Source organism: Microbispora rosea, assembly GCF_044460045.1.
GTDB classification, from domain to species: domain Bacteria; phylum Actinomycetota; class Actinomycetes; order Streptosporangiales; family Streptosporangiaceae; genus Microbispora; species Microbispora rosea.
In genome coordinates this window covers 182,754-199,639 of the sequence record NZ_JBITJO010000005.1, presented here as the reverse complement: position 1 = coordinate 199,639, position 16,886 = coordinate 182,754, and the positions used below count along the sequence as shown (strand labels likewise).

The window sequence follows — 16,886 nt, the reverse complement described above, 5'->3', positions numbered from 1 at the left end:
GTCAACCCTCCTGATCGTCTTCCTGTTCCACAACCAAACCCTGCAGCGCCGCCCAGCGGGCGTCGATCGCTTCGTGCCGGTGGTCCGGGCCGGCCTCCGCCAGCCTGATCCCGCACTCCGCACACAGACCGGGGCAGTCCTCACCGCACACCGGGCTGAGCGGCAGTGCGAGCACCACCGCGTCACGGAATACCGGCTCGAGATCGAGCAGTTCGCCGTCGAGGAGCAGATCGTCCTCTCGGGCGTCCTCCGCCGAGTAGAAGTAGAGCTCCTGGAAGTCGACCTCGATCTCCGAGGTCAACGGGTCCAGGCAGCGCGAGCACTCCCCCGTCAGGGGAGTCTGCGCCGTGCCCGTCACGAGCACGCCCTCCATCACCGCCTCGAGCCGGATGTCCAGCTCGACGTCGGCGTCCTTGGGAACGCCGATCATTCCGACCGCGAGGTCCGCCGGTGCCGGGAGGACCGGGCTGAGCGTGCGCATCGATCCCGGTCGGCGCCCCAGGTCATGGGTGGAGATCACCCAGGGGGCTCGGGGATCGAGGCTGTGCAGACTCATCCTGCTCTCGTTAGGCATGGCGAATCACCGCCGTCGTGCAAGGCTGAAAGGCAAGAATACCAGCCCAAGTTCAGCCCCTGAGCCGCTCCACGAGCAGCTGGTGGACGAGGTCGGGGACCAGGCCGGACACGTCCCCGCCATACCGGGCGATCTCCTTGAGCCTGCTGGACGACAGGAAGGAGTACTCCGGGTTGGTGGACATGAACAGCGTCTCGACGCCCGACATCCGGTAGTTGAGCTGGGCCATCTGCAGCTCGTAGTCGAAGTCGCTGACCGCCCGCAGGCCCTTCACGATGGTCGGGATGCCCTGCTGCCTGCAGAAATCGACCAGCAGGCCGTGGAACTTCTCCACGCGGACGTTGCCGTACTCCTTCGTCACCGCCTGGAGCATCTCGATGCGCTCGTCGACGGTGAACAGGCTGCGCTTCTCGATGTTGATGAGCACGGCCACGACGACCTCGTCATACAGCCGTGACGTCCGGCCGATGATGTCCAGATGTCCGTTGGTCACAGGATCGAACGACCCCGGGCAGACGACACGACGCAAGGCGCACCCCCATAGATTCACGGGTTCCCGGCTGCGTGACCGTACCAAACGGCCGCTTCGCCGTATCGACGGACCCTGTCTTCCGTGAAGCCCGCGGGCCACACCAGGTCCTTACCCCTCGACTCCCGCTCCACGGCCACGAGCGCGCCCTCCGCCAGCCAGCCGTTGTCGCGCAGCGATGCCAGCACCCGGGAGACCGCCTCGTCGGAGACGGCGTAGGGCGGATCGGCGAAGACGAAGTCGTACGGCTCCTCGCACGGCCGGCCCACCACCCGCTCGACCTTCTCGGCCCGCAGGGCAGCCCCGGGCAGTCCGAGGGACGCGATGTTCTCCCTGATCGTGCGTGCGGCCCTGGCGTCCGACTCCACCAGCAGCGCGTGGGCGGCCCCCCGGCTCAACGCCTCCAGCCCGACGGCGCCCGATCCGGCGTACAGGTCGAGGACCCGGACCCCGTCGAGCGGGCCGAGCGCGGAGCCCACGGTGGCGAACAGGCCCTCCCGGGTGCGGTCGCTCGTCGGCCTGGTCGATCTCCCCGGCGGAACGGCCAGCCTGCGTCCCCCCGCCGTCCCTGCGATCACCCGCGTCACGCCTTCATTGTCCCGCCCCCGGCGGCCGTTCCGGCACGGCGGGCGAGGGGAGGTCAAGAGTGGGCAAGCGGCGGCGACGAATGAGTAAGAGCCGTATCGCGGGCTCCGCCACATGCGCATCATGAGTTCTGCGGCCTTCACGGTGACCCAGGGGAAGGCCGGCCGGCGTGGTCGTGAGCCCTTCCGCACGCCGGCGCCCTCGGCACCTGACCCGAGGGCGGGCCCAGCCGGGGACGGCATTCGGGGGGAGGCCGTCCCAAGGCTGGGCCCTGGGTCGTTAACGGGCGTCGTGTTCACACGGCGCCCGTTTCAATTTCCCGCTCTCACGCCTTCTCGAGGTACTCGGCGCGTTCGTCGGTGACCATGGTGTCGATCTCGGCGCGCAGGGCCGGGTGGGCCGACAGCTCGGAATCGGCGGACAGCAGGGCGGTCGCCTCGGTCCGGGCGGTCTCGATCACGTCCTCGTCGCGCAGAAGCTGCAGCAGCTTGAGCGAGGACCTGCGCCCCGACTGGGCGGCGCCGAGCACGTCACCCTCCCTGCGCTGCTCCAGGTCGACACGGGACAGCTCGAACCCGTCCAGGGTCGCCGCCACCGCGTCGAGCCTGCGGCGCGCCTGGGTGCCCTCCGGAGCCTCGCTGACGAGCAGGCACAGCCCGGGCAGCCCGCCCCGGCCCACCCGGCCGCGCAGCTGGTGGAGCTGGGAGACGCCGAAGCGGTCGGCGTCCATGATGACCATCACCGACGAGTTGGGGACGTCGACGCCGACCTCGATGACCGTGGTCGCGACCAGGACGTCGATCTCGCCCCGGGCGAAGGCGCGCATCGCCGCGTCCTTGTCCTCCGGCGGGAGCTTGCCGTGCAGCGCCTCGATCCGCAGCCCGGCCAGCGGCCCCTCCCCGAGCATGCGCGCGACGTCGAGCACCGCCAGGGGCGGCCTGCGCTCGTCGTCGTCCTTCGCCAGGTCGCCCTCGTCGCCCTCCTGGTCGCCGATGCGCGGGCACACCACGTAGGCCTGGCGGCCCAGGCCGACCTCCTCGCGGACCCGCTGCCAGGCGCGGTCGAGGAAGTGGGGCTTCTCCGCGGCGGGCACCACGTGTGTGGTGATCGGGGCCCGGCCCGAGGGGAGCTGGGACAGCGTGGAGACCTCCAGGTCGCCGAACACGGTCATCGCGACCGTACGCGGGATCGGCGTCGCCGTCATGACCAGCACGTGGGGACGTCCGCCCCCGCCCTTCTCGCGCAGCGCGTCGCGCTGCTCGACGCCGAACCTGTGCTGCTCGTCCACCACGACCAGCCCGAGGTCGGCGAACTGGACGTGTTCCTGGAGCACGGCGTGGGTGCCGATCACGATGCCGGCCGCGCCGGAGGCCGCGTCGAGCAGCGCGCTGCGCCGCGCGGCGGCCCCCATCGAGCCGGTGAGCAGCGCGACCGCCGTCCCGCCGAACATCCCGCCGGTCGCGAGATCGCCGAGCATGCTCACGATCGACCGGTGGTGCTGCTGGGCGAGGACCTCGGTGGGCGCGAGCAGCACGGCCTGTCCGCCGGAGTCGACGACCTGGAGCATCGCGCGCAGCGCGACCACGGTCTTGCCCGCGCCGACCTCGCCCTGCAGGAGGCGGTGCATGGGGTGTTCGCGGGCGAGGTCGGCGGCGATCTCCTCGCCGACCTGCCGCTGCCCCTCGGTGAGCTGGAACGGAAGCCGCTCGTCGAACTCGTGCAGCAGCCCGCCGTCGCGCCCGGGACGGCCCCTGGCGAGCCAGGCGGACGCGGCCATGCGCCGCCGCACCAGGACGGCCTGCAGGACGAAGGCCTCGTCGAACTTCAGCCGGTCGTGCGACCGGGCGACGTCCGCCTGGCTCCGGGGGCGGTGGACGCGCCGCAGCGCCTCCTCGATCGGCAGCAGCCCCAGCCGCTCCCGTATCCCGGCGGGCACCGGATCGTCCAGGCTGAGCACGTCGAGCACCGTGCGCACGGCCCGGCGGATCTTCCAGCTCGGCAGCCCCTGGGCGGAGGGGTAGATCGGCACCAGCGCGGAGGCGAACTCCTCGGCCGTCTCCTCCGTCTCGTCGAACGACTCGTACTCGGGATGGGTGAGCGAGACGCGCCTGGTCCTCCCGCCGACGAAGACGCCGACCTTGCCGGAGAACATCGCCTCGGTGCCCGGCGTGAGCCGCTGCTCGGCCACGTAGGCGCCCTTGCCGAAGAAGGCCAGGTGCAGCTTCTCCTTGCCGTCGGTCACCTCGATGTCGAGCCAGGTGCCCTGCCGGTTCTTCATCGGCCTGCGCACGGCCGACGACACCTTGGCGACCACGGTGACGTGCTCGTCGTGCTCCAGCGACGCGATGGGCGTCAGCTCCCCCCGCTGCGCGTAGCGCCGCGGGTAGTGGCGCAGCAGTTCACCGACCGTGCTGATGCCCAGCGCGCTCTCCAGCGGGGCGGCCGACCTGCCGACCACCTTCTTGAGCGGCTCGTCGAAGCTCGTCACGTCACCAATTTCTACCCGCACGGGCCGACAATCCGGCTACTCGACGCCGATCAGGAGGGGATAACCGCCCTGCCCGCCCTCGTACACGACGATCTCCAGGTCCGGGCGGACCCGCTCCAGATGGTCGCGTACGGCGTGCAGGAGCGGTGCGGGCGCGCCCGCGCCGGTGACGAGCGTGACCATCTCGCTGCCGCCGGAGACCAGGCGCCGCACGACCTCGACGGCGGTCGCGGTCAGGTCCGCGCCGATCAGCGCGACGTCGCCGTCCACCACCCCGAGCACGTCGCCGGGGCGGCACAGTCCGGCGCTGGTCATCGCCTCGCGGTCGGCCACCCACACGTGCCCGTGGCGGGTGTGGCCGGCCGCGTCGGTCATCGCCACGATGTCGTCGTCGAAGCGGCGCAGCGGGTCGTGCACGGCCAGCGCGGCCAGGCCCTGCACCGACGCCCGGGTGGGCAGGACGCTGACCGTCACGCCCTCCTCCCTGGCGATCTCCGCGGCGGCGACGGCCACGTCGTGCACGGCGGCGTCGTTGGGCAGCACCGCGACCTCGGTGCCGGCCTCGCGGACGGCGCGCAGCAGGGCCGCCGCCGTCGGGGCCGAACCCGGCTCGCGCCGCACGACCACCGCTCCCGCCTCCCTGAACAGTGCCGCGAGGCCGTCCCCGGCGGCGACCGCGACCACGCCCCTCGCCGGGCCCGGCTCGTGCGGCCGTCCCCCGAGGTAGGTCACCTTGATCCGATGCGGGCGTCCCGCGCGCAGCCCGGCCTCGATCGCCGCGCCCGCGTCGTCCACGTGGACGTGGACGTTCCACAGGCCCTCCCCGCCGACGACCACCAGGCTGTCCCCCAGCACGTCGAGCTCGCCTTTCAGCCGGTCCACCTCGTGCGCGCCCGCGTCGAGCAGGTACATGACCTCGTAACCGGGGCCGCCCGTGTCCGGCCGCCCGAGCTCCTCCGGCGCGATCCGCGCGGCCGGGGCGGGCACCTCGTGCCGCTCGCTGTACGCCTCGGTCACCACCTCGGCCAGGCTCTCCAGCATGATCACCAGCCCGGCCGCGCCCGCGTCCACCACGCCGTTGCGGGACAGCACGCCGAGCTGACCCGTCGTGCGGCGCAGGGCCCGCCGCGCCTCGTCCGCCGCCCGGCAGGCCACCTCGGCCAGGTCGTCGGGCGCGTCGCGCACGGCGTGCGCCGCGGCCGACAGCACGCTCAGCACCGTGCCCTCCACCGGGCGGACCACCGCCGCCCTGGCCATCTCGGCCGCCCTCGTCAGGCCGTCGCGCAGGTCGGCGCCGCCTCCCGGCGCGCGCCCGAGCACCTCGCCCATGCCCCTGACGGCCTGGCTGACGATCACTCCGGAGTTGCCCCGCGCGCCGAGCAGGGCCCCGCGCGTCAGGGCCCGCCATGTGGCGTCCGCGTCCGCTCCGCCGGGCAGCGCGTCCACCGCCTCGGCCGCCGACAGGACCGTGAGATGCAGGTTCGTGCCGGTGTCCCCGTCGGGCACGGGGAACACGTTGAGCGCGTCGATCTCCGCCCTGGCCCGGCCGAGGGCCGCCGCGCAGTGGCGCGACCAGCGGCGCACGGCGGGGGGATCGAGCACCTTGAGCATCCGGCCGACCTTCCTTCCGCGCTCTCCAGCCCCTCGATGCGCTACCGTTGGCGGGTACGAGACTATCCCCCGTTCGCCGGAGTCCCGTTTGGCGTGCACCGGTGAACATCGGATATCCTCGTGTGGCCAGCCGGTTGTCCCGGCATTGCTCGGACGAGCCGCTGCACCGGCGCCGGGCCGATCGACTGATTCAAAGGAGCGATTACCGTGGCTTCCGTCTGCGACGTCTGCGCCAAGAAGCCGATTTTCGGCAACAACATCTCCCACTCGCACCGCCGCACCCGCCGCCGCTGGAACCCCAACATCCAGACCGTGCGCGCGGTGGTCAACGGGACGCCGAAGCGGATGAACGTCTGCACCTCCTGCATCAAGGCGGGCAAGGTCACGCGCTGACCGTCTGACTCCCACGAGAGCCCGCCACCGGTTCCGGTGGCGGGCTTTCGTGCTGCCGTGACCAGGGACAGCGAGGATGCGTACCGGAATATTCGCGGCACGGTGCGGTTGACCACGGTCATGGCCCAGATTCTCGTGACGGGCGCGACCGGTAACGTCGGCCGGGAAGTCGCCGCTCAGCTCATGTCCGCCGGTGTCCCGGTACGCGCGTTCGTCCGCGATGCCCGGACCACCCGCCTGCCGCAAGGCGTGGAGATCGCGACAGGAGACCTGTCCCAGCCGGAAACCCTGAAAAGGGCGCTGAGCGGGATCACGACGGTTTTCCTGGTCTGGCCATTCCTCACGTATGAGGGCGCGCCGGCCGTCCTCGCCGCGATCGCGGGCTCCGCCCGCCGCCTCGTCTACCTGTCGTCGTCAGGCGTGAACGAGGACGCCGGGCGGCAGACCGATCCGATCAACCAGCTCCACGCTGACATGGAGAGCCTCATCAAGGCGTCGGGCCTGGAGTGGACCATCCTGCGCGCCGACACGATCGCCTCCAACGCGCTGGGGTGGGCCGGGCAGATCCGGCAGGACGGTGTCGTACGCGGCCCCGGCATCGCCCCCACGGCTGTGGTGCACCAGGCCGACGTCGCGGCTGTGGCGGCACGCGTGCTGACCGGCGACGGGTACGTGGGCGCCACGCACGTGCTGACCGGACCACAGGTGGTGAGCAGGGCCGACCAGGTCCGCCTGATCGGCGAGGCGATCGGCCGGCCGCTGCGCTTCGAGGAGGTCCCCGTGGAGGCGGCACGGGAGCGGATGCTCGCGGACGGAAGGCCGCCCGCGCTGGTCGAGGCGCTGCTGGCGAGTACCCGGCGTCCCCGATCCGACCTGGTCACCTCGACCGTGGGAGAGATCACCGGCAGGCCCGCGCGAACGTTCCGGCAGTGGACCGCCGACCACGCCGACGCCTTCCGCTGAGGCATTCCGCTGACGGGGGCCGCTCAGGCGTCCGTCCGCATGCGCCAGCCGTGGTCCACGGGCCCGATGCCCGCGCCCAGGGGGAAGCCGTGCGCGATGGCGCCCGTGACGTACTCCTTGGCCCGCCGTACGGCGCCGGGCACGTCCTCGCCGAGAGCGAGGTAGGACGCGATCGCGGAGGCGAGCGTGCAGCCGGTGCCGTGGGTGTGCCGGTTGTCGTGCCGCTCGGCGGTGAAGCGGTGCTCGCTCAACCCGTCGGTGAGCAGGTCCACCGGCTCCCCGGGGAGGTGGCCGCCCTTGATCAGCGCCCATCTCGGGCCGAGGGCCAGCACGGCCTCGGCGGCGCGGGGCAGGTCGCCGGAGTCCTCGACCTTGACGCCCGTGAGCTGCTCGACCTCCCACAGGTTGGGGGTGACCACGGTCGCGGCCGGCAGCAGCACGCTCTTGACGGTCTCCACGGCCTGCGGCGCGAGCAGGCTGTCGCCGTGCTTGGACACGCCGACCGGATCGACCACGACGGGCGCGGTCACGCCCGCGAGCACCTCCGCGACGGTCTCCACCAGCACGGACGACGCCAGCATGCCCGTCTTGATCGCCTGGGCCCCGATGTCGCCGAGGACCGAGTCGAGCTGTGCCCGCACCGCCTCCGGGGGCAGTTCCCAGTAACCCTGCACGCCCAGCGAGTTCTGCGCCGTCACGGCCGCGATGACGCTCATGCCGTGCACGCCGAGGGCCAGCATGGTCTTCAGGTCGGCCTGGATGCCGGCGCCGCCGCCGGAGTCGGAGCCCGCGATGGTCAGGACACGTGGTGGGGTGGTCATGCGACCATCCAACCAAAACCCCCACTGCTCCCCCGAAAACGCCCCATCCCCGGCCGGAGCGGCATCCAGCCGACGGCGTAGCCGGGGCCGGACGGCAGCGGGTCAGTCGCGCCGGGAGGGGCCCGTGACCTCGCATCGTCCCTCGGAGAGCACGCAGTCGGCGGGTGCGGCCGACGCGCCCTCGGCGTGGACGGTCAGCGTCAGCGTGCCGTCCTCGTCCAGCGCGGTCTGCGAGGTCAGGGTCAGGGTGTCCCCCTGCTGCCGCCAGCCGGCCCCCTCGACCGCGGTCACCTGCCCGCCGACGGCCAGCCGGACGGTCCACGCGGACAGGGCCGGTCCCTCGTTGCGTACGGCGATCCTGGCCGTGTATCCGCCCTCGTCACGGTCTGTCACCGTGAACCGCACCCCCACCGCCGGGCCGCCCGCGGCGAGAGCGGACCTCGTCCGCGCCGTACGTCCGCCGGTCGTGCGGTTCGCGCCGGCGTCGGCCTCGTCCGCGGCATCCTCCGCGTTCCCGGCGTTCTCGCTGTTCCCTGCGTTCTCGTTGTTCCCTGCTTGCTCATTGTTCCGGGGGTCGTCCAGCGGGGTCTCGCCGGGCGTCGCGCCTTCATCGGACGCGGTGCCCGTCGTGTCGTCCGGGGCGGCCGTGACGGCGGCGGGAGCGTCGTCCACCTGTGGAGAACCGTGGGCCGAGGCACGCGGGGCGGCGGTGGACGGGGTGCGCGTACGGGCGGACGTGTGGTCGCGATCCCGGCCCTTCGAGTCCGCCGTCGAAGCCGGTGTGGCCCGAGGAGCCGCCGACCCATCTCTCCCGGTGTCTTCGGCCTCCGAACCGGACGTGCCGGAGTCCTCCCGGCTCGGCTGGTCCTGGTCGTTCACGACCGGGTCGCCGGTCGGAGCGCCGGTCGGATCGCCCTGTGCGGGCGTCTCGCCGAGTGCCTGGCCGGACCCGGACGCTCCGTACGGCCCGCCCGCGGCGGCGCAGTTCTCCGAGATCGGGCAGGCCGTCGTCGGCTGCTCCATGGTCAGGGAGGTCCGCCCGGCGATCAGCCGTGCGCCGCCGGTCGTGACGCCCACGGCCAGCAGCACCGACAGCCCCGACACGAGCGCCAGTCGCCGCATGCGTCTCGGCTGCTTCGCACGGTCGTCCCCGTCCTGCCCGGGCAGGCCGCGCTCCCCGGCGCCCCGGGAGGCCGTCAGAAGCTCGGGCGAACGCGGCCGCTCCGGCGATGCCGGGCTCTCGGACTCCAGCCTCTCGGATTCCAGCCTCTCGGGCGACAGTGCGGCGAACAGCCGGGTCGTCGCCTCCGAGGGCGGCACGGGCCACGGCACAGCGCCACCACCCGGCTGAGGGCCACCACCCGGCTGAGGGCCACCATTCAGCTGAGAGTCCCCGCTCGTCACAGCGCCGCTGGTCGCGCCGCCACCGGCGGCCTCCGAGGGCGGCACCGGCCAGGGCACTGCCCCTCCGCCCGGCCTCGTCCCGGGATAGCCGGGCCCGGGGTGGCCGGGCTCGGAAAGGGTCTGCGAGGCGCCATCCGGCGTCGCCGGACGGCGGAAGGCCAGGTGGTCCGGGCCGGCACCCCTCTCCGGGGGATCGGCCTCAGCCGGGGAGGGCTGACCCTCTCGTGCCTTGCGTCCTGCCGTGTGGCGGCCCATGACGGTCCTTCCTGTTGCCTGACCGCCATACTTAATAACAGATCTAATACGCCTATGTCACAAATTTCACATCATGCGCGGAAGTGATCCCATCCCCCTGTGGTCCAGGTCTGCCCGTCCACCCGCACTCCGCGCCCCCGCGTGACCGCTCCCACACGCGTCCATTCGGCCGGCAGCCGCACCTCGGGAGGGAACGTCGCGGCCAGAGCGTGGTCGTCACCGCCGGTGAGCACCCACTCCAGGGGGTCCGCACCGAGCTCGCGCGCCGCCGCGGACAGCGCCTCCGGCACGGGCAGGGCGGCGGCGTCCAGCTCGACGGCCACGCCACTCGCGTCGGCGACATGACCGAGGTCCTGCAGCAGGCCGTCGCTGACGTCGAGCATCGCCGTCGCGCCGAGCAGCGCGGCCCCCGGTCCGCAGGGGTACGGCGGCCGGGGACGGCGGTGCGCCTCCAGCAGGGTCACGAGATCCGGGGAACCGCCGGTCACCCCCGCCCCGAACAGGGCCAGGCCGGCGGCGGCGTGACCCAGGCGGCCCGCCACCGCGACCACGTCGCCCGGACGCGCGCCCGACCGGGTCACCGGGGTCCTGCCGCCGAGGTCGCCCAGCGCGGTCACGCCGAGCACGACGGTCTCCGAGCGGGCGATGTCGCCCCCCGCCACGGTCGCCCCCACCAGGTCGCACTCGTCGCGGAAGCCGTCGGTCAGGGCGTCCACCCAGTCGGCGCCCGTGTCCGCGGGCAGCCCCAGGCCGACCACGAGGGCGGTGGGATCGGCCCCCATGGCAACGATGTCGGAAAGGTTCTGTGCCGCCGCCTTACGGCCGATGTCGTAGCCGCTCGACCAGTCGCGACGGAAGTGCCTACCCTCGATCAGAAGGTCCGTGCTCACGACGACCCGCCCGTCGGGGGCCTTCAGGACCGCGGCGTCGTCGCCGGGGCCCAGCAGCACGGCCGCAGTCCGCGGAAGTCGTCCCGATATCCGCTGGATTACTCCGAATTCGCCGAGATCTCCGACTGTGATAGCACACCCCTAGTGCATTCGAGGTACGGTTACGCTCCGGCACTGATCTCTACCCGGAGGGCGTCATGGTGCAGGCCTACATCCTTATCCAGACCGAGGTCGGCAGGGCCGCCAACGTGGCGGAGGAGATCTCCTCCATTCCCGGGGTGACACAGGCCGAGGATGTCACCGGGCCCTACGACGTGATCGTCCGCGCCCAGGCCAACAACGTGGACGAGCTCGGCAAGCTCGTGGTGGCCCAGATCCAGGCCGTGCACGGCATCACCCGTACACTGACGTGTCCGATCGTCCACATCTGAGCGGAACACGAGCCGGGGAGACGATGCGACAGGCGAGGGGGCCCGCACGCGCCGCGTCGGCAGGCGCGGTCCTGGTGGCGCTCGCCCTACTCGCCGGCTGCTCGTCCACCGTCCACGTGGAGCCGCCCACGCCGACCGGCGAGGCGGCGGCGGCCTGCCGCGCACTCGACGCCGCGCTGCCGAAGACGCTCGACGGGCTCGACCGGGCCGCCTCCGAGCCTCCCTCGCCGTACGTCGCCGTCTGGGGCGACGGCCAGATCGCGCTGCGCTGCGGCGTGCCCCGGCCGGCCGCGATGGAGCCGACGGCCGAGGTCGCCGACATCAACGGCGTCGGCTGGTTCCAGGACCCGCGCCGCCCGACGCTGTTCACGTGCACCAACCGGGTGGCGTACGTCGAGGTGACGATCGGGCAGGAGCACCAGGCCGGGGCCGTGCTGGTCGACCTGGCCGAGCCGATCAAGGCGAGCATCCCGGAGTGACTACCGCAGGCCCGCCGGCCGGCGCAGCGCGAGCTGGATCAGCCGCTCGACCAGGTCGGCGTACGGCAGGCCGGTGGCGGCCCACAGCTGCGGCGCGACCGACAGCGACGTGAAGCCCGGCATCGTGTTGATCTCGTTGACGATCAGCTCGCCCGACGGCGTGTAGAAGAAGTCGACCCGCGACAGGCCCTCGCAGCCGAGCGCCTCGAACGCGCGCACGGCCATGGACCGCAGCGTCTCCGCCACCTCGGCGGGGATGTCGGCCGGCGCGTGGAGCTCCATCTGGTCGGGGTAGTACTTGGCCTCGAAGTCGAAGAACTCACGCTCGCCCCGAACGAGCACCTCGCCGGGGACGCTCGCCTCGGGGGCGGCGTCGCCGAGCGACTCCAGCACCGCGCACTCGACCTCCCGGCCGGCGATGGCGGCCTCGACCAGCACCTTCGGGTCGTGCTCGCGGGCGAGTTCGATCGCCTCTTCCAGCGACTCGGGGTCGTGCGCCTTGGTGATGCCCTGCGACGACCCGGCCCTGGACGGCTTCACGAACACCGGCCAGCCCAGTTCCTCGATCTCCTTGAGCACCCGGCCGCGGTCGAGCCGCCAGTCGCGGTCGCGTACGACCACGAACGGGCCGACCGGCAGCCCGGCGGCGCGCAGCACGAGCTTCATGTACGCCTTGTCCATGCCGACCGCGCTGGCCAGCACGCCCGAGCCCACGTAGCGGACCCCGGCCATCTCCAGCAGGCCCTGGATCGTCCCGTCCTCGCCGAACGGCCCGTGCAGCATGGGGAACACGACGTCCACGCGGCCGAGCGCACGCGGGATCTCACCCGATTCGAGGGCCACGAGGGCGCCGGAGTCCCCGGGGAGCGCGAGCGCCGTGCCGGAGTCGTCCACCACGGGCAGGCGGCCGGACTCGATCGCATAGGACTGGCTGCCCGACGCCAGCACCCAGCGGCCGTCCTGGGCGATGCCGATGGGGATGACCTCGTACTTCGTCCGGTCGATGGCCTCCAGCACACTGCCCGCGCCCATCAGGGAGACGGCGTGCTCGGAGTTGCGGCCGCCGAAGACGACTGCCACGCGCACGCGCGACGGGGACTCGCGATCCTCATTCATGATGCCCGAATCTACCGTGTTCGAGATGCAAAACGGCTTGTCAGCCACGCGCGTCATGGGAGTCCGTTATCCCCGATCAGACCCCGATCAGACGCCGTAGCGCTCCGGCTTGGGCGTGCGTGACATCAGCAGCACGGCGGCCTCACCGGGGGTCATGCCGTCGTGGACGACGCCGACGACCACCTCGGTGATGGGCATCTCCACGTCGTGCTTCCTGGCCAGTTCGAGCACCGACTCGCACGACTTGACCCCCTCGGCCGTCTGCTTCGTGGCGGCGACGACCTCGGCCATCGTCATGCCGCGGCCCAGGTTCTCCCCGAAGGTGCGGTTGCGCGACAGCGGCGAGGTGCAGGTGGCGACGAGGTCGCCCATCCCGGCGAGGCCGGCGAAGGTGTGCTGGTCCGCCCCGAGCACCGCGCCCAAGCGGGCGATCTCGGCCAGGCCCCGCGTCATGAGCGTCGCCCGCACGTTGTCGCCCAGGCCCATGCCGGCCGCGACGCCGACGGCCAGTGCGATGACGTTCTTGACCGCGCCGCCGAGTTCGACGCCCACCACGTCCGGATTCGTGTAGGTCCGGAACCACGGCAGGTGGCACGCCTCCTGCAGCCGGGCGGCCACCTCCTCGTCGGAGCAGGCGACGACGGCCGCGGCGGGCTGCCGCTGGGCCAGTTCGGGGACCAGGTTGGGCCCGGAGACCACGGCCACCCGGCGCTCCGGCACCTCGGCCACCTCGCAGACGACCTCGCTCATCCGCTTGCAGGTGCCGAGCTCGACGCCCTTCATCAGGCTGACCAGCACGGCCTCCGGCGGGATGTGCGGCTTCCACACCTGGAGGTTGGCGCGCAGCGTCTGGGACGGCACCGCGAGGACCACGAAATCGGCGCCCTCCATGGCCTCGGCGGGGTCCGTCGTGGCGTGGATCGTGTCGGGCAGCCGCGTCCCCGGCAGATACTCGGGGTTCTCCCGGGTCTCGTTGATCGCGTCGACGATCTCCGCCCGCCTGCCCCACAGGGTCGTGGAGGTGCCGGCCTCGGCGAGGATCATCGCGAACGTGGTGCCCCACGAGCCCGTTCCGAAAACAGCCGCCCTGCTCACTGGCCGCACCACTCCTCTTGCTCCGCGCGCTCCCCCCTCACCGTACGCTCCGCTCAGCCGTTAGCCGCGTTCTTGGGGTCAAAGGGGATCTCTGGCGCCTTCTCGTCCCGGATCTCGGCCAGCAGTCCGGTGATGGCGGCCGTGATGTCGGCGGTCGCGTCGCGCAGAACCGAGCCGCGCATGGGCTGACCGGCGTACTTGGACAGGTCGACCGGCGGCCCGGCGAGCACGTGGAAGGACTTGCGCGGCAGCAGGCGCGGCTTCGACGCCCCGTACGGCAGCAGCTCCTGGGCGCCCCAGTGGGCGATCGGGATGACCGGCACGCCGGTCACGAGGGCCAGCCGGGCGACGCCGGTCTTGCCGGCCATGGGCCACAACTCGGGATCGCGGGTGATCGTGCCCTCGGGATAGAACAGGATGCAGGCGCCGTTCCGCAGCCGTTCCTCGGCGATCTTGAGCGACTTGGTGGCCTCGGTGCTGTTCCGTTCGACCGGGATGGCCTGAAGCTGGGCGATGGCGTGACCGAGCCCGCGGATCCGGAACAGACCCGCCTTGGCCAGGATCGTCGGCCACCGCCCGTTGTTGTACAGGTAGTGCGAGAGCAGCACGGGATCGGACCACGACAGGTGGTTGGCCGCGATGATCAGCCCGCCGGTGCGGGGGATGTGCTCCCCGCCCCGCCACCTCCGCTTCACGAACAGCCGTGAGATCGGCTTGACGACGACGACCGCGAGCGTCTCCCAGAAGCGCGGCGGACGGCCCGCGCGACGGCTCACCGTGGCGGGCGCGGGCGCCGCAGGGGCGGACGCGGGGGTGGTCGGGTCGGACGAGGGCTCGCTGGGGTGGCTCACAGGGTCTCCAAATCACCGGGATCCGGGACAAGTCTCCCGGTTGGCCATGGGCGATGTCGAGGCGGGATGCTACAGGCATGCACCTCGCGCGATGGTCAATAGTGGTCCCGGTGAAGACCCTGATCCGGGCCAAGACGCGGCTCGCGGCGGCGGCGGGGCAGCACCGGGCCGATCTGGCGGTCGCGGTGGCCGCCGACACCGTGGCGGCGGCGCTGCGGTGCCCGCTGGTCGCGCGCGTGGTGGTCGTGACGGCCGACCCGCTGCCCGCCCGGCGGCTGGCCGCGCTCGGGGCCCACGTGGTGGCCGATCCCGACCGGGGGCTCAACACCGCCCTGCGGACCGGGGCGGAGGAGGCCGTACGGCTCGCGCCCGGCGACGCCGTCGGCGCCCTGCAGGCCGACCTGCCCGCCCTGCGGCCCGCGGAGCTGGAGACGGTGCTCGCGGCGGCGCTGGAGTTCGACCAGGCGTTCGTCCCCGACGCCGCCGAGGTGGGGACGACCTTCTACGGTGTGCGGCCGGGCGTGTCCTTCCGGCCGGGGTTCGGTGGCGAGTCCCGGGTCAGGCACCTGTCCCGGGGGGCCAAGGAACTGACCCCGCCGGGGATCGCGTCCGTACGCACGGACGTGGACACCGTGGAGGACCTGCGCGACGCGCTCGCCCTGGGCGTCGGCCCCGCGACCGCCGAGGTCGCGGCCCTGATCCTCGGCGGCGCGGCGCCGCGCCCCTGAGACACCGGGCCCCTGAGACACCGCGACCCTGACGGCTCACGCCGGGCGGCCACGCCGAGCCCCCGCTCCGGCGTGGCCACCCGTCACGTCGCGTCAGTGGGCCGCCTCCGCGTTCTCGCGGGCCTGCTTCGGCAGGAGGAAGGCCACGGCGAAGGTGAGCAGGAGCATTCCGGCGACCACCCACAGGGTGGTCTTCATGGCCTGGTCGAAGCTCCCGGCGGTGGGCACGTCGCCGAGCAGGTCGAAGAAGACCGTGCCGAGCAGGGCCACGCCGAACGCGTTGCCCAGCTGCTGCACCGCCGTCAGCGTGCCGGACGCCGAGCCCGTCTCGTGCTCCTCCACGCCGGCGAGCACGATGTCGAAGAACGGCGCCATCAACATGCCCATGCCGATACCGGTGACGGCCAGGGCGGGGGCGAGCTGCCACGGGCTGACGTGCATGCCCGCGATGTTCAGCGTGAGCACGACGCCGAGCACGCCCAGCGTCATGATCAGGGTGCCGCCCTGGAGCAGCTTGCGCCCGAACTTCTGCAGCCCCATCGCGACGCCGAATCCGAGAAGCGTGCCGACCGACGAGGGAGCCGTCGCGAGCCCCGCCTTGAGCGGCGAGTAGCCGAGTCCCAGCTGACAGTAGAGGTTGAAGGCCAGCATGAACCCGGCCATGCCGGAGAAGAACACCATGCCGGTGAACAGGCCGCCGGTGAACGCGCGCTTGCGGAACAGGCTCGGCACGATCAGCGGGTCGCCGCCCGAGCGGCTGCGGCGGGACTGGAACCAGCCGAAGACGGCGAACACGAGCACCGAGGCGGCGAGCATCACGAACGCCCACACGGGCCAGTCGTGCTCGCGGCCCTGCACCAGCGGGTAGATCACCAGGAAGCCGCCCACGGACGCGAGCGCGACCCCGGCCAGGTCGAGCCGCGGCGGCCGCGGCGACCTCGACTCGGGCAGGAAGCGCAGCCCGGCGAGGAGCGCGGCCAGGCCGAGCGGCAGGTTGATGAAGAAGATCATCCTCCAGCCGGTGCCCCAGAAGTCGGCCGTCACGAGCCAGCCGGCGAGGATCGGGCCGCCGACGGCCGACAGGCCCATGACCGGCCCGAACATGCCGAACGCCTTGGCCACGTCCTTGGGCGGGAACATCTCCTTGATCATGCCGAGGCCCTGGGGCAGCATGACCGAGCCGAACAGGCCCTGGATCACCCGGGCGCCGACCAGCATCTCGGGCGACGCGGCCACGGCGCACAGCAGGGAACCCACGGTGAACCCGGCGGCGCCGATCAGGAACATGCGCCTGCGGCCGAAGATGTCCCCGAGCCGCCCGCCGGTGATCAGCCCCACGGCCATCGAGAGCGTGTAGGCGGCGCCCAGCCATTGGATGACGGCCTCGGAGCCGCCGAGGTCGGCGCGCATGTCGGGCGCCGCGATGTTGGTGACCATCGCGTCGAGCATGTCCATGACCTCACCGGCCAGGATCACGAAGAGCGCCGCCCAGCGCCAGCGGTACGGCGCCGGCGTCGCCGGCGACGCCGGCGCGGTCGCCGTAATGGGTTCCGACATCATCCCTCCCAGAGAATGAACGGTGTTCATAGTATGGTGAGCGCTGTTCTACTACCGATCAGTGTTCAGCGCCAAGTTCGATGTTCGCCACGATATATCTCGTTTACGCGAGACAC

At 72.3% G+C, this 16,886-nt stretch carries 17 protein-coding genes; 5 read left to right on the top strand and 12 right to left on the bottom strand.

Translation table 11 applies throughout. The features are described from left to right. Window position 1: 1 nt before the first annotated feature. The 5 genes from ACIBK1_RS22855 to ACIBK1_RS22835 form a co-directional block, all read right to left on the bottom strand. Window positions 2-556, bottom strand: a complete 555-nt coding sequence (locus ACIBK1_RS22855) for a YceD family protein (RefSeq protein ID WP_036405119.1) — start codon at window positions 554-556, stop codon at window positions 2-4. Window positions 557-626: 70 nt separating this feature from the next. Continuing rightward, window positions 627-1,103: a pantetheine-phosphate adenylyltransferase gene (coaD, locus tag ACIBK1_RS22850; RefSeq protein ID WP_030506038.1), complete on the bottom strand. Its 477-nt coding sequence runs from the start codon at window positions 1,101-1,103 to the stop codon at window positions 627-629. 17 nt (window positions 1,104-1,120) lie between these two features. Beyond that, the gene (gene rsmD, locus ACIBK1_RS22845; RefSeq protein WP_030506039.1) at window positions 1,121-1,690 is read right to left on the bottom strand and encodes a 16S rRNA (guanine(966)-N(2))-methyltransferase RsmD; all 570 of its coding nucleotides are present in this window, start codon (window positions 1,688-1,690) and stop codon (window positions 1,121-1,123) included. 323 nt (window positions 1,691-2,013) lie between these two features. After that, the gene (gene recG, locus ACIBK1_RS22840; RefSeq protein ID WP_030506040.1) at window positions 2,014-4,176 is read right to left on the bottom strand and encodes an ATP-dependent DNA helicase RecG; all 2,163 of its coding nucleotides are present in this window, start codon (window positions 4,174-4,176) and stop codon (window positions 2,014-2,016) included. Between the two features lie 36 nt (window positions 4,177-4,212). Continuing rightward, window positions 4,213-5,787: a DAK2 domain-containing protein gene (locus ACIBK1_RS22835; RefSeq protein ID WP_030506041.1), complete on the bottom strand. Its 1,575-nt coding sequence runs from the start codon at window positions 5,785-5,787 to the stop codon at window positions 4,213-4,215. 207 nt (window positions 5,788-5,994) lie between these two features. Between ACIBK1_RS22835 and rpmB the strand changes: the two genes are divergently transcribed. Together rpmB and ACIBK1_RS22825 are read left to right on the top strand one after the other, a co-directional pair. After that, window positions 5,995-6,180, top strand: a complete 186-nt coding sequence (gene rpmB / locus ACIBK1_RS22830; RefSeq protein ID WP_030506042.1) for a 50S ribosomal protein L28 — start codon at window positions 5,995-5,997, stop codon at window positions 6,178-6,180. A gap of 102 nt (window positions 6,181-6,282) precedes the next feature. Next, a complete protein-coding gene (locus ACIBK1_RS22825) occupies window positions 6,283-7,143 on the top strand; it encodes an NAD(P)H-binding protein (RefSeq protein ID WP_396737506.1) in 861 nt (286 codons plus the stop codon). 23 nt (window positions 7,144-7,166) lie between these two features. On the opposite strand, the gene thiD is transcribed toward ACIBK1_RS22825, so the two are convergent. From thiD to ACIBK1_RS22810, 3 genes are all read right to left on the bottom strand, one after another. Next, a complete protein-coding gene (gene thiD, locus ACIBK1_RS22820; protein ID WP_030506044.1) occupies window positions 7,167-7,964 on the bottom strand; it encodes a bifunctional hydroxymethylpyrimidine kinase/phosphomethylpyrimidine kinase in 798 nt (265 codons plus the stop codon). Between the two features lie 102 nt (window positions 7,965-8,066). After that, on the bottom strand, window positions 8,067-9,296 hold the full coding sequence (locus ACIBK1_RS22815; RefSeq protein ID WP_396737503.1) for a hypothetical protein: 1,230 nt from the start codon (window positions 9,294-9,296) through the stop codon (window positions 8,067-8,069). Between the two features lie 398 nt (window positions 9,297-9,694). Beyond that, window positions 9,695-10,645: a thiamine-phosphate kinase gene (locus ACIBK1_RS22810; protein WP_030506046.1), complete on the bottom strand. Its 951-nt coding sequence runs from the start codon at window positions 10,643-10,645 to the stop codon at window positions 9,695-9,697. Window positions 10,646-10,710: 65 nt separating this feature from the next. Between ACIBK1_RS22810 and ACIBK1_RS22805 the strand changes: the two genes are divergently transcribed. After that, entirely contained in the window at window positions 10,711-10,944 is a 234-nt protein-coding gene (locus tag ACIBK1_RS22805) for an Lrp/AsnC family transcriptional regulator (protein ID WP_030506047.1), read from the top strand. A 23-nt stretch (window positions 10,945-10,967) separates the two neighbouring features. Further along, entirely contained in the window at window positions 10,968-11,423 is a 456-nt protein-coding gene (locus ACIBK1_RS22800) for a DUF3515 domain-containing protein (RefSeq protein WP_030506048.1), read from the top strand. Here ACIBK1_RS22800 and ACIBK1_RS22795 read toward each other — a convergent pair whose 3' ends face one another. From ACIBK1_RS22795 to ACIBK1_RS22785, 3 genes are all read right to left on the bottom strand, one after another. After that, window positions 11,424-12,539, bottom strand: a complete 1,116-nt coding sequence (locus ACIBK1_RS22795) for a D-alanine--D-alanine ligase family protein (RefSeq protein WP_030506049.1) — start codon at window positions 12,537-12,539, stop codon at window positions 11,424-11,426. It lies immediately after the preceding gene. A gap of 87 nt (window positions 12,540-12,626) precedes the next feature. After that, window positions 12,627-13,634: an NAD(P)H-dependent glycerol-3-phosphate dehydrogenase gene (locus ACIBK1_RS22790; RefSeq protein WP_030506050.1), complete on the bottom strand. Its 1,008-nt coding sequence runs from the start codon at window positions 13,632-13,634 to the stop codon at window positions 12,627-12,629. Between the two features lie 53 nt (window positions 13,635-13,687). Next, entirely contained in the window at window positions 13,688-14,485 is a 798-nt protein-coding gene (locus ACIBK1_RS22785) for a lysophospholipid acyltransferase family protein (protein WP_357318484.1), read from the bottom strand. 77 nt (window positions 14,486-14,562) lie between these two features. Between ACIBK1_RS22785 and cofC the strand changes: the two genes are divergently transcribed. Continuing rightward, complete coding sequence (cofC, locus tag ACIBK1_RS22780; protein WP_036405123.1) at window positions 14,563-15,213, top strand: 2-phospho-L-lactate guanylyltransferase; 651 nt, start codon at window positions 14,563-14,565, stop codon at window positions 15,211-15,213. 93 nt (window positions 15,214-15,306) lie between these two features. Here the strand turns inward: cofC and ACIBK1_RS22775 are convergent, their stop codons facing one another. Continuing rightward, entirely contained in the window at window positions 15,307-16,770 is a 1,464-nt protein-coding gene (locus ACIBK1_RS22775; RefSeq protein ID WP_396737500.1) for an MFS transporter, read from the bottom strand. Between the last annotated feature and the right edge of the window lie 116 nt (window positions 16,771-16,886).